Consider the following 12,408-nt stretch of genomic DNA (forward strand, 5'->3'; position numbering starts at 1 on the left):
GCACCGACCACCCCGCCGAAACCCAGCACCTCGCCACGCCGCAGGGWAAAGCTCGCCTGTTTCACGGCCCCGGGCACCACCATGTTGCGCGCCTCCAGCACCACCGGGGCATCGCTCGCCAGCGTGCTGCGCTCGGGGTACATTTCGCTTATCTCGCGCCCCACCATCAAGCGCGCCAGCTCCTCCTTGCTGCGCCCGGCCATCGGACCACTGTCGATGAGCCGGCCATCGCGCAGCACCGTGACGCGATCGGCGATCTGCTCGATCTCGCGCAACTTGTGGGAGATATACAGGATCGCCACGCCACGCTGGCGCAGCCGCCTGATCAGCGCGAACAACACCTCGACTTCATGCTCGGTGAGGGTCGCCGTGGGTTCATCCATGATCAGTACACGCACGTCGCGGGTGATCGCCTTGGCGATCTCGACCATCTGCTGATCGGAGGTGCTGAGATCCTTGACCCTGGCGCACGGATCGACCCGGGTTTCGAGCTCGACCAGCGCCGTTCGGCAGCGCTCACGCATGGCCCGTTGGTCGAGGAAGGGACCGCGCCGTATTTCACGACCGAGGAAGATGTTCTCCTCGACGGTCAACTGCTCCGCCAGCGCCAGCTCCTGATGGATCATCACGACACCGTCGGCTTCCGCTTCGCCACTTGAGCGGTAGTGTCGCGGCTCACCTGATATGGCAACCTCGCCCGATGTCGGTGACAGATACCCGGCGAGGATACGCACCAGCGTCGACTTGCCGGCGCCGTTCTCGCCCAGCAGCGCATGCACCTCTCCCGCCCGCAGCATCAGGTCCACATCGAACAGCACCTGATTGCCTCCAAAGGAGCGAGAAATGTGTCGTCCCTCGAGTCGCACCTCATTGACCGCGTCCATTATCCCCACCCCGCATCGACAGGAAATTCCTGGCCGGTCAGCTGGCACTGTCATCCGCAGCCAGAAACAGCACTGTCGGCGCCACATGCTCCGGCGCCAGGCACACCTTGAGGCACTGATGCTCCTGGATGCGCACTTCGTCCTCGGGACTGATCCATTTATCGAGCTGACGCCGGGTCAGGATGCAGCCGGGCACAACTGTATTGACGCGAATGTTCCTCTCACCAAGATCCCGGGCCAGGCTGCGTGTGAGGCCGTGAACGGCGGCCTTGGCCGTCACATAGGCGGCGAGATCACCCAGCGCGAGGCGTACGCTGATCGAGCCGAAATTGATGATCGAGCCACCGCCCGCCGCCGCCATATGATCGGCTACCGCCTGGATGGAGAAGAACATGGGGCGCAGGTTTAGCGACATGCGCTCATCCCAGTACTCGACGCTCATCTCGCGCCAGTCGTGACGATCATCGTTCGCGGCATTGTTCACCAGCGTGCGGATTGGCCCCAGCGTCTCGCCAATCTCATGAATCACCGCCTGGAGGGCATGCACATCGCGGATATCACAGTGGCGATAGGCCACTGTCCTGCCCGTTTCCGCCTCGAGTTCGTGACACAATGTCTGGCTGGCTTCATCATCGATGTCGACGAAGGCAACCAGGGCACCCTGTCGATGAAAGGCGCGGGTCAGTGCGGCACCAATCCCGCCGCCGCCTCCGGTTACGAAGACGACACGCCCATCGAGGCTGGGATAGCGGGCAGTAGGGGGGAGCATGAGGGTCACCTTTTGTTGTTATGTAGAGCATGAAATCTGCATTTACTTTAGGCGATAAAATAATACCTCGCATATACCACTTAGGTCGTAAAAAACGGGGGTTTTCCAAGCTTGGAAGGCTTTCACGCCACACGAATGGCGGTGATCTCGCTCACGAAAAAGCAAGATCACGGTAATTTTCCGATGACCATAGCGCCAGCTGGCTGATATACTTTTCCTATCAAATTAAACGAATCGGTAGCCTGAATGGCCACTCAGATTATTGAAAAAAACAGGCAAGACAATACGTTATCCGTTATCGACTCACTACGGACAAAGGGTCCGATGGCTCGAGTAGACCTGGGGCCGATGAACGGCATCAGCTCGGCGACCGTCACATCGATCACCGCAGAGTTGCTGAGCCAAGGACTGATCAGCGAACGTCCCCCAGAGACGAGCCGCAGCGGGGGTAGAGGACGACCCAAGACCCTGATCCAGCTCAATCCGGAAGCCGCCTGTGTCATTTGCGTCAAGGTATCGATCAACGAGATTCAGATCGTGGTGGGGGACTTCACAGGCCAGATACGCCACAGCACTCTCCACTCTCTCACCACACTGCCCCTCACCCTCGAGGAATTGTGCGCAACGCTGGAAGAGAAGATCGAAGCGATACGAGCCGATGTGGTCGGCACCTATCACCATCTCGCCGGTATCTGCCTGGCCGTGCAGGGGGTGGTTTCGCCCAACAATGGCTGATCATCTGGTCGCCGGCCCTGAGTTTTCGCAATGCTCCCATCTCGGAGCGTCTCGCCACTGTATTCGATTGTCCGGTGCTGCTCGAAAACGACGCCAACTGCATCGCCAAGGCCCTGACCAGCCACCCTGACTATGCCGCCTACCCCAACCTCATCGTCATCATGCTCGGCTATGGTATCGGCATGTCGGTCTTCATCGACGGCAAGCCCTTTCTCGGCACCAACGGCTCGGCAGCAGAATTCGGCCACACCAAGTACGAACCCGGTGGGGCCTTGTGTGCCTGCGGCCGACGCGGCTGCATCGAAGCCTATGCCAGTGATTACGCTCTCTACCGTGAAGCCCGCGCCATGCTGACCTTGCCGCCCGGGGATAGCGCACACCCTTCCGACGCGCAGATGCAGGCGCTGAACCAGCTGGCCATCGAGGGGGACCCCATCGCAAGCCAGATCTACCACAAGGCCGGCCGCGCACTGGGCTATGGCATTGCCAACGTACTCGCACTGTTCAACCCCGATCTGGTCTTGATCACCGGCTCCGGCGTGCGTGGCTTCGAAGCCATGCGGCCCTCGATGGAAGAGGCGATCGACGAAGCCCTGGTCAAGGAACTCATCGGACCGAGCCGCCTGGCCGCGAGCCCATGGGACCGTGACATGACCTTCCTCGGCGGCATCGCCATGACCCTCCATGCCACCGACCTCCAGACCCTGGCGGGCTGCCAGGCAAGTGCCTGATCGACTACTGCATGGGACCTGACTCTGATGTCGACGGCGCCCTGCTGGCATCAGTGGGAATGCCTGGGCACCTCGGCGCCACGACAGCCGACCAGGAAATCGAAGTCGCAGCCCTCGTCCGCCTGCAGCACGTGCTCGATATAGAGCTGGCGGTAGCCGCCATCGCTGGCGATACGCCGCGAGGCCGCAGTGGGGTCGCTTTGAGCCAGGCGCGTGGCAAGTTCGGCCTCGTCGACCTCCAGGTGCAGGCGCCCAGAGTGACAGTCGAGCTCGATCCAGTCGCCGTCGCGCACGGCGGCTAGCGGGCCGCCGGCGGCCGCTTCCGGCGCGACGTGCAGTACGACGGTGCCGTAGGCGGTACCACTCATGCGTGCATCCGATATCCGCACCATATCGGTGACTCCCTGCTCGAGCAGCTTGCCGGGGAGCCCCATATTGCCGACTTCGGCCATGCCGTGATAACCACGCGGGCCGCAGTTCTTCATCACCAGAATGCTGTCGGCGTCGACCGCCAGGTCGGGAGCATTGATCCGCGCCTTGTAGTCGTCGAAGTCTTCGAACACCACCGCCCGGCCGCGATGCTGCATCAATTCAGGCTTGCCGCCGAAGGCTTGAGCACCGCCCCGTTAGGCGCAAGGTTGCCCCGCAGCACGCACATTCCACCATCGGCCACCAACGGCTTGTCGATAGGACGAATCACCTCATCGTTGTAGAGTGGCGCATTCTTGACGTTATCCCACAGGCTCTTGCCGTTGACGGTCAGGGCGCCCTTGTGTGGCAGGCGCTCGGCTTCGCCGAGGCGGCGCAGCACCGCCGGCAGCCCACCGGCGTAGTAGAACTCCTCCATCAGGAAGCGCCCCGAGGGCTGCAGATCAACAATGGTGGGCGTGCCGCGGCCAACGCGGCTCCAGTCGTCCAGCGCCAGGTCGACGCCAATCCGCCCGGCGATCGCCTTGAGGTGAATCACCGCATTGGTCGAGCCACCGATGGCGGCATTGGTGCGGATGGCATTCTCGAAGGCTTCGCGGGTGAGCACCTTCGACAGAGTGAGATCCTCGTCGACCATCTCGACGATGCGGTTACCGGACAGGTGTGCCAGCACGTAGCGGCGCGAATCCACTGCGGGAATCGCGGCATTGTGCGGCAGCGTGGTGCCCAGCGACTCGGCCATGCAGGCCATGGTCGAGGCAGTACCCATGGTGTTGCAGGTGCCCGCCGAACGCGACATGCCGGCCTCGGCGGCCATGAAATCATGCAGCGAGATCTTTCCGGCCTTGACCTGTTCGGAGAGCTGCCAGACCACGGTACCGGAGCCAATGTCCTTGCCCTCATGCTTGCCATTGAGCATTGGACCGCCCGTCACCACAATCGTCGGGATATCGCAGCTGGCCGCGCCCATCAGCAGTGCCGGGGTGGTCTTGTCGCATCCCACCAGCAGTACCACCGCATCCAGCGGATTGCCGCGAATCGCCTCCTCGACATCCATGCTCGCCAGGTTGCGGGTGAACATCGCTGTGGGCCGCAGCAACGACTCCCCATTGGAAAAGACGGGAAACTCCAGCGGGTAACCACCGGCCTCCAGCACACCCTGCTTGACGTGGTCGGCGAGCTTGCGGAAGTGGGCATTGCAGGGCGTGAGCTCCGACCAGGTGTTGCAGATACCGATGATCGGTTTTCCCTGGAACTCGTGGTCGGGTATGCCCTGGTTCTTCATCCAGCTGCGGTACATGAAGCCGTTCTTGTCGGCGGTGCCGAACCATTGAGCAGAGCGCAACGAACGCGGGCGGTCGGTCATGACAAAGTCTCCAATAACGGGGGTCAGGTTCAGGCGCCCGGCTTCGGTCTCGGGGTGGCATGCCCGGTCTGCGGCAGCCTGGATCAAGGTGGCAATCGATACGCTCAGGGCAACTCGAAGCCTCGCCCCAGCGAACTGGCACCGGGCTCGAGTCCCAGGGCGTCTGCGGTGCCGGCAAGCACCGCCTGGGCGGCCAGGAAGGCTTCCTTTGGACGCCGCATGCGTATGCTTTCCATCACCTGACGATGGCGTTCGAGGCTCTCCTCGGGGTCACTGGCGTGCTCGTTGGACATGGTCACCAACAGATGGATCGACGGCCTGAGGATGTGCGACAGCTGCGCCCAGACGATGTTGTGGGTGGCCTTGAAGATCGCCACGTGGAAAGCCACGTCACACTCGCTGTGCAGGCGCCGCTCTTCGGCGCAGCTAGCATTGCGCAGGTTCTGCCCCAGTCCCTCGAAGGCTTCCTCGATGGCGACCAGATCGCGTGCCGTAGCACGCCGCGCCGCGGTCATCGCCACGTAGGGCTCGACGTCGAGACGAAAGGCCAGTATCTCGCGCTGGATCTCCGGATTGGGCGCTGCATAGCGGGACATCCACTCGGTCACCTGGGGATCGAGGATATGCCACTCGGCATACTCGCGGACCTTGGACCCGTGACCGGAGATACGCTCGATGATGCCGGCATCGACAAGCTGACGCAGGTCGCTGCGCACCGCCGAGCGGTTGATGGCGAAGCGCTCGCAAAGGTCGAGCTCCCGGGGCACGAAGTCGCCCGGCTGGTAGCGGCCGGCGAAGATCGCCTCGGCCAGATATTCGGCGATACTGGCGCGGGCCGATGGCTTGCGTAGAGATGAGGTCACGGCGATAAGATCCTGTTTCGATTCCTGAATATCATAACGCACTCGACCGGTCTGCCGGCGCTCGCAGCGCCGGGTCGACACCCGCTCGCAGCCTCAGCTCCAGTCGACGCTCATACAGCCCCTTGGCAAACAGAGTGCCTAGCACCAGGACGCCGCCGACCATTGCCATCGGCGCCGGCTGCTCGGCGAGAATCCACCAGGCCAGCAAGGTGCCCACTACCACTTCCAGCAACAGCAGTAGTCCCACTTCGGCAGCGGCAGATAGAGCGGTCCGCGCTGCAGCAGGGTGACCCCGCAGGGCACGATGACCAGGCACAGCAGGATCACCACGGCGAGCTGGTTCGTCGCCGGCAGTGCCACCGGCTCACTGCCGACGAGCCAGAACAGCCCAGCGACGCTGCCGACAATAAGACCGTTGAAGACCAGCATCGGACTCATGTCGATGCCCGGGCGTGTGCGACATAGCGTGAAATTGATGGCCAGGGTGGTGGCCGCCATCAAGGCAAAGGCATTGCCCACCCAGGAGCCGGCGCCCGCGTCGTCCAGGGCGATCATGGCGATACCCCCCATGCACAGCCAGATCGCCAGCCAGGTTCGCCGCGGCAGCCGCTCCTTGAGGATCACCCAGGACAGGGCGGCGGCGATCAGTGGCGCACCGGCCAGGATCATCAGCACGTTGCCCGCCTTGGTGTACTGGTTACCCAGCACGAAACCGCAGGTGGTCAGGCTGAACAGCAGCGCCACGGCGATACCGGTCCAGCCACAGCGCCGATAAGCCGCCACGGTACCCCGGCCATAGCGCATCAGGGCGATCAGCAGGAAGCCCAGTGCCGAGAGAAACCCCCGCCACATCAGGATCTCCGCATCGGGAAGGTCGGCAACCTTGATCAGCAGCGCATCGGGCGCCATGATCAGCGCCCCGCCGCCGGTCAGCAGCAGGCCCTGTTGGCGATGGGACAAGGTGCTGAAGCGGCTCATTTCAGTGATTGTCCCGCGGTGGATGCCGGCGAGCGACGTCACGATACCTGGTCGCAGGCTCCAGGGTCATGCCACGATCCAGCGGTTCCACCATGCTGCGCTGGATCTCCTGCCAGGGGGTCTGGTGATCCGGATAGATATAGCCGCCGCGGGCCTCGAGCCGCTGCCGACGCGCCGCGATTTCGGCGTCACCCACGAGCAGCCGTACCTCTCCCCGCCGCAGGTCGACGCGAAGCCGATCCCCATTCTCGAGCAGCGCCAGCCCCCCACCGGTAGCTGCTTCCGGCGCAGCATTGAGAATCGACGGCGAGCCGGAGGTCCCCGACTGGCGCCCATCGCCCAGGCACGGCAACGACTCGATGCCGCGCTGCAGCAGGGCCGCTGGCGGCTGCATGTTGACCACTTCTGCACCACCGGGATGGCCCACCGGGCCGGCACCCCGCATCACCAGGATGGTGCGCTCATCGATGCCGAGCTGCGGGTCGTCGATGCGCGCATGGTAGTCCTCGGAGCCGTCGAACACCGCCACCTTGCCTTCGAAGGCCTCGGGGTCGTCGGGGTCGCTGAGAAAGCGCGCCCGGAAATCCGGCGAGATCACGCTGGTCTTCATCAGCGCCGAGTCGAACAGGTTGCCCTTCAGGTTGAGGAAGCCGGCGTGTTCCACCAGCGGGTTGGCGTAACGGCGGATCACCTCGCATCCTGGGTCTCATGGCCCTGCAGGTTCGCCGCAAGTGTCTGGCCATTCACGGTCAGTGCGTCGCCATGGATCTTGCCCGCAGCGAGCAGTTCATGCAGTACCGCCGGCACCCCGCCGGCACGGTAGAACTCTTCACACAGGTAAGCCCCGGCAGGCATCACGTTGGCCAGCAGCGGCACCTCGTAGCCGAGGCGCTGCCAGTCGTCATTCGTGAGCTCCACACCGGCATGGCGGGCAATGGCATTGATGTGCACCGGGGCATTGCTGGAACCACCCAGCCCCGAACAGGTGACAATGGCATTCTCGAATGCCTCGCGGGTCAGGATATCCAGCGGTCGCAGGTTCTCCCAGACCATCTCGACGATGCGCGTGCCGGTCTCGAAAGCGACCATGGCACGCTCCTTGTAAGGCGCCGGAATGACAGCAGAGCCGGGCAGGCTCATCCCCAGCGCCTCGGCCATGGAGTTCATGGTCGAAGCAGTGCCATGGTGTTGCAGTGGCCAATGGAGGGTGCCGAATCGCTGGCCCGTGACAGGAACTCCGCATAGTCGATGTCCCCGGCTGCCAGGCGCTTGCGCAGCTCCCAGATGATGGTGCCCGAGCCGACCCGTTCCGCGCCGCGCCAGCCGTTAAGCATCGGCCCACCGGACAGCACGATGGCCGGAATGTTGACCGTCGCCGCGGCCATCAGCGCCGCCGGGGTGGTCTTGTCACAGCCGGTAGTGAGCACCACGCCGTCCAGGGGATAGCCGTGCAGCACCTCGACCAGGCCCAGGTAAGCGAGGTTGCGATCCAGCGCCGCAGTGGGCCGGCGCACGTTTTCGTGGATCGGGTGCATGGGGAACTCGAACGGCACCCCGCCGGCGCCGCGAATGCCGTCCTTGACCCGCTTCACCAGTTCGATGTGGTGACGATTGCAGGGTGTCAGGTCCGACCCGGACTGGCAGATGCCAATGATCGGCTTGCCGCTGGTCAGCTCGTCCAGAGTCAGGCCGTAGTTGAGGTAGCGCTCGATGCACAGCGCCGTGGTCCCCGGATGCTCGGGATTGTCGAACCAGTAGCGCGAGCGCAGCTGTTCGGGGCTGATCCGGCTTGGCTTGGCCATCGTCTCGCTCCACGCCTGAGTGGGAAATAAGGAAAGGATGACTCAGTGGCCTCCTCATTCTGTTGACCTTACGCTGCAAACGCCAGCATAGTCGACACATACAAAAGTATATGTTGAACAAATGGGGAATAAGTCCGACATTCTATCCTAGGCATGGTGATGACCATGTCGATCATTCGCTATCTTCGACAACAACAACGCACTGCGCAGCTCACCAGATGCTGAAGACACCACCTCAGCAGCACTGCGCACGGAGGCTCATACCATGCACCACCCCTGGAAGCTCACCCTGGCAATGACGGGCGCAGCACTTCTTGCCACCAGCATTGCTCACGCCGCGACGCCCGACCTATCCGACCCGCCCGCCATCGACGGCGCCGTACTCGACGATCACGGCAGCCACACCATCCGCATGGGCATCGGCCTGGCCGAGACCTCGCCGCAGTATCTCTCCAGCCGCTATTTCGCCGACATCCTCGCCCAGCGGACCGACGGCCGCATCACCGTCAATATCTTCCCCAACAGCCAGCTCGGCGACGACGTGCAGATGATGGAGATGCTCCAGACCGGCACCCTGGACATGAGCTATCCCTCCTCGTCGCCGGCCACCACCTATGTCTCGGAACTGGCGGTCTTCGATCTGCCGTTCCTGCTGCCGACCCGTGAAGCCGCCATCGCGGTGATGAACAGCGACGTGGCCCAGGAGATGCTCGATGCCTTCGAGGGCACCGGCATCAAGGCCCTGACCTTCTCCGAGAACGGCTACCGCCAGCTCTCCAACAGCGCCCGCCCGGTCGAGTCACCGGAAGACGTCGCCGGCCTCGACGTGCGCGGCTTGTCCATTCGCACCATGGAGAACCCGGTACACCTCTCCATCTGGGAAACCCTGGGAGCCAACCCCACGCCGATGGCCTTCGGCGAGCTGTTCTCGGCCATGGAGCAGGGTGTGGTCGACGGCCAGGAGAATCCGTGGAGCACCATCCTGACCTCCAATTTCCACGAGGTGCAGGACTACGGCTCCGAGACGCGCCACGTCTACACTCCCTTCATCATGATGATGTCCGAGCGTACCTGGGACCGCCTCGACCCGGCCTACCAGGAGCTGGTGCAGGAAGCGGCACGCCGGTCGGCCGAGTACGAGATCCAGCTGGCGGCCGAATACGACGACTGGTCGCGGGACCAGCTCGAGGAACGCGGCATGCAGATCACCCGTCTCGACGACGAGCAGATCGCCGCCTTCCAGGAAGCGGTGCAGCCCGTCTACGACGAGTGGGCGCCCCGCATCGGCGAGGACCTGATCGCCAGCATTCGGGAAATCGCCAACGCGGCCGGCAACGACTGATTCCTCCCCTGGACTGATTGGCAGGGTCGGGGCCTGTGTGCCCTTGCCCTGCCAGCGGAGCTTTGCATGATCTCATCCAGCCCCCCGCCCGACCCCTCCGAGTACCTCGACGACCCCAACCGCAAGGCGCTGGAGCTCGACTTCGAGGCCCGCAAGGGGCCGGCCCTCTTCCGCTGGCTGACGGTGCTCATGGAGCACCTGATCGCGACCATCCTGGTGGCACTCATCATCTCGGTATCGGGCAACGTGGTCGGCCGCGCCTTGTTCAACCGCTCGCTGCCCTGGGCCGACGAGCTGGCCCGCATGCTGTTCATCTGGCTGATCTTCATCGGCGCCGCGGCGGCCTTCGCCCGCTACGAGCACATCGCCGTGGACTTCCTGGTGCGCCGCCTCAAGCCGCGCGCCGCCCATGTGCTCTACCTGATCCAGCACCTGATCATCATCGCCCTGATGGGCGTACTGATCTGGGGCGGCTACGTCGTGATATCCCGCTCCACCGGGCGTACCGCCATCCTCGGCGTGCCCTGGAACCTGATCAATGTCTCGCTGGTGCTCTGCGCCGCCTTTATCGGTGCCGTGGCCATCTGGCGCGCCTGGCGCAGTATCACCCTGATTCGCACCGGCCGGGAGGCGTAGCGCATGCTGTGGATCTTTCTTGGCATCCTGTTTGCCTCCATCGCCCTGGGCCTGCCGATCGCCTTCGGCCTCGGCGTGGCCGCGGTGGTCCTGGCGGTGATGTCCGACATTCCCCTGTCGATCCTGATCGAGCAGTCGGTGCGCGGGGTCAACAACTTCCCGCTGCTGGCGATCCCGTTCTTCATCCTGGTGGGGGAAGTGATGAGCGCCGGCGGCATCGCCCGGCGGCTGATGGAACTGGCCGGCGCGCTGGTGGGTTTCGTGCGCGGCGGACTGGGCCAGGTGGCCATCACCGGCTCGATGTTCTTCGGCGGCATCAGCGGCTCGGCCGTGGCCGATACCGCCGCCACCGGTTCGATGATGATCCCGTCGATGAAGCAGCAGGGCTATTCCGCGCCCCATGCCACCGCCATCAACACGGTGTCGTCGGTGATCGGCATCATCATCCCGCCGTCGATTCCGCTGATCCTGTTCGGCATCGTCACCGAGACCTCGATCAGCCGGCTGTTCATCGCCGGCATCGTGCCGGGCCTGCTGATCGGCTTCGGGCTGATGGTCACCACCTTCATCATGGCCAGCTTCGGCGGCGCCGGGCAGACCCGCCAGTTCCGCCTCGACCTGCTGTGGCAGGCCTTCAAGGCCGCCTGGCTGGCCTGGTACTCCCGGTGATCGTGATCGGCGGCATCATCGGCGGGGTGTTCACCGCCACCGAAGCGGCGGTGGCCGCGCTGCTCTACTCGCTGTTCATCTCCCTGGTCTTCTACCGCGAGATCCGCCTGCGCGACCTGTGGGGCATGCTGATCCGCACCGCCCGCCTGACCGGCATGGTGCTGCTGCTGCTGGCCTTCGCCACGGTGATCGCCTGGTTCCTGACCATCAACATGGTGCCCCAGACCCTGGTGCGCCAGGTGCAGGCGATCACCCAGGACCCGTTCTGGCTGCTGATGATCGTGGCCGTGCTGCTGCTGATCGTCGGTTTCGTGATGGACCTGACCCCGGCCATGGTGATCATGGCGCCGATGCTGACGCCGATCGTCACCACGGTGGGGATCGATGCCGCCTACTTCGGGGTGCTGATGGCCTTCATCCTCGGCATCGGGCTGCTGACGCCGCCGGTGGGCACCTGCCTCTATGTGGGCTGCGGGGTGGGCAAGGTCTCGATGGAGTCGCTGGTCAAGGCGATGCTGCCGTACTACGCGACGCTGCTGGTGGTGCTGGTGATCCTGATCGCCTTCCCCGGCATCGTTACCTGGCTGCCGGACCTGACCGCCGTGCGCGGCAACTGAGCGGAGAGCATTGGGTCATGAGCAGAAGGCAATAGCCATGGTGCGCCTGCCAGTGGAGCGGCTTGGTGCTGCCTTCGAGAAGTGAAGAAACGAGGGACACAGCGATTGACATGCTACGCACCATTGGCTAGGATTTTATAATCCAAGTTACCGGTAACATCGATTGATTAATGTTACCGATATCCAATATTACAAGATGTGCGAGTTGGCCACATGCGATCCAATTTTATTCTGGGCATCATCCTGATCATTGCCTCGGGCTTGCTATATACACAGGTGGGCGATCTCCCCAGGCGTTCCGCCATGTTCCCGAAAATGGTGCTTTGGGGAATCGGGATTACCGGCCTGTTGATGCTCATCGATGCGGCTATCAAGACCAAGAAGCTGGCCGTTGCCGGCGACGAGGCCATTGCGAATGTGCAGGAGGAGCGCAGCAAGATGCGTGACACCCTGGTATTCCAGATACTGGTGCCCGGGATCGTCATGCTGTTGACCTTTCTGATCCTGATGGTTTTCGGGTTTTATGTGGCCTCGGCTTTTCTGGTCTTCGTGATCTATTGCTATCACGACTATCGGGTCGATCCGCC

Annotated in this window: 10 protein-coding genes and 3 pseudogenes; 6 read left to right on the top strand and 7 right to left on the bottom strand. The window is 63.4% G+C overall.

Annotated features, from left to right (window positions below; all coding sequences use genetic code 11):
• A partial coding sequence (locus Q427_RS26490; RefSeq protein ID WP_043518472.1) for a sugar ABC transporter ATP-binding protein occupies positions 1-884 on the bottom strand: 884 nt, incomplete at its 3' end.
• 37 nt (positions 885-921) lie between these two features.
• Complete coding sequence (locus Q427_RS26495) at positions 922-1,653, bottom strand: SDR family NAD(P)-dependent oxidoreductase (protein WP_155833711.1); 732 nt, start codon at positions 1,651-1,653, stop codon at positions 922-924.
• A 324-nt stretch (positions 1,654-1,977) separates the two neighbouring features.
• On the opposite strand from Q427_RS26495, the gene Q427_RS34920 reads away from it, so the two are divergent.
• Entirely contained in the window at positions 1,978-2,388 is a 411-nt protein-coding gene (locus Q427_RS34920) for a hypothetical protein (RefSeq protein ID WP_231613938.1), read from the top strand.
• Positions 2,271-3,119: an ROK family protein gene (locus tag Q427_RS26500; RefSeq protein ID WP_231613939.1), complete on the top strand. Its 849-nt coding sequence runs from the start codon at positions 2,271-2,273 to the stop codon at positions 3,117-3,119. Before Q427_RS34920 ends, Q427_RS26500 begins: the two co-directional genes overlap by 118 nt.
• A gap of 50 nt (positions 3,120-3,169) precedes the next feature.
• Here Q427_RS26500 and Q427_RS26505 read toward each other — a convergent pair.
• The 5 genes and pseudogenes from Q427_RS26505 to Q427_RS26520 form a co-directional block, all read right to left on the bottom strand.
• Positions 3,170-4,914, bottom strand: a pseudogene (locus Q427_RS26505) (IlvD/Edd family dehydratase).
• 104 nt (positions 4,915-5,018) lie between these two features.
• Complete coding sequence (locus Q427_RS26510) at positions 5,019-5,777, bottom strand: FadR/GntR family transcriptional regulator (protein WP_043518479.1); 759 nt, start codon at positions 5,775-5,777, stop codon at positions 5,019-5,021.
• A gap of 31 nt (positions 5,778-5,808) precedes the next feature.
• Positions 5,809-6,009, bottom strand: a complete 201-nt coding sequence (locus Q427_RS37225) for a hypothetical protein (protein ID WP_442905585.1) — start codon at positions 6,007-6,009, stop codon at positions 5,809-5,811.
• The gene (locus Q427_RS26515; RefSeq protein WP_442905586.1) at positions 5,994-6,755 is read right to left on the bottom strand and encodes a DMT family transporter; all 762 of its coding nucleotides are present in this window, start codon (positions 6,753-6,755) and stop codon (positions 5,994-5,996) included. Before Q427_RS26515 ends, Q427_RS37225 begins: the two co-directional genes overlap by 16 nt.
• Position 6,756: 1 nt before the next feature.
• Positions 6,757-8,557 (bottom strand): annotated as a pseudogene (locus tag Q427_RS26520) (IlvD/Edd family dehydratase).
• Between the two features lie 265 nt (positions 8,558-8,822).
• Between Q427_RS26520 and Q427_RS26525 the strand changes: the two are divergent.
• The 4 genes and pseudogenes from Q427_RS26525 to Q427_RS26540 form a co-directional block, all read left to right on the top strand.
• A complete protein-coding gene (locus Q427_RS26525; RefSeq protein ID WP_043518474.1) occupies positions 8,823-9,899 on the top strand; it encodes a TRAP transporter substrate-binding protein in 1,077 nt (358 codons plus the stop codon).
• A gap of 66 nt (positions 9,900-9,965) precedes the next feature.
• Complete coding sequence (locus Q427_RS26530) at positions 9,966-10,535, top strand: TRAP transporter small permease (protein ID WP_043518475.1); 570 nt, start codon at positions 9,966-9,968, stop codon at positions 10,533-10,535.
• A gap of 3 nt (positions 10,536-10,538) precedes the next feature.
• Positions 10,539-11,821: pseudogene (locus Q427_RS26535) on the top strand (TRAP transporter large permease).
• Between the two features lie 213 nt (positions 11,822-12,034).
• On the top strand, positions 12,035-12,408 hold a 374-nt coding region (locus Q427_RS26540; RefSeq protein WP_043518477.1), incomplete at its 3' end, for a tripartite tricarboxylate transporter TctB family protein.

This window comes from Halomonas sp. BC04 (assembly GCF_000568385.1).

Bases quoted from the DNA above. Each gene is read 5' to 3' on its own strand.
- Q427_RS26495 (WP_155833711.1), bottom strand. From the start codon at position 1,653: ATGCTCCCCCCTACTGCCCGCTATCCCAGCCTCGATGGGCGTGTCGTC.
- Q427_RS34920 (WP_231613938.1), top strand. From the start codon at position 1,978: ATGGCTCGAGTAGACCTGGGGCCGATGAACGGCATCAGCTCGGCGACC.
- Q427_RS26515 (WP_442905586.1), bottom strand. From the start codon at position 6,755: ATGAGCCGCTTCAGCACCTTGTCCCATCGCCAACAGGGCCTGCTGCTG.
- Q427_RS26525 (WP_043518474.1), top strand. From the start codon at position 8,823: ATGCACCACCCCTGGAAGCTCACCCTGGCAATGACGGGCGCAGCACTT.
- Q427_RS26530 (WP_043518475.1), top strand. From the start codon at position 9,966: ATGATCTCATCCAGCCCCCCGCCCGACCCCTCCGAGTACCTCGACGAC.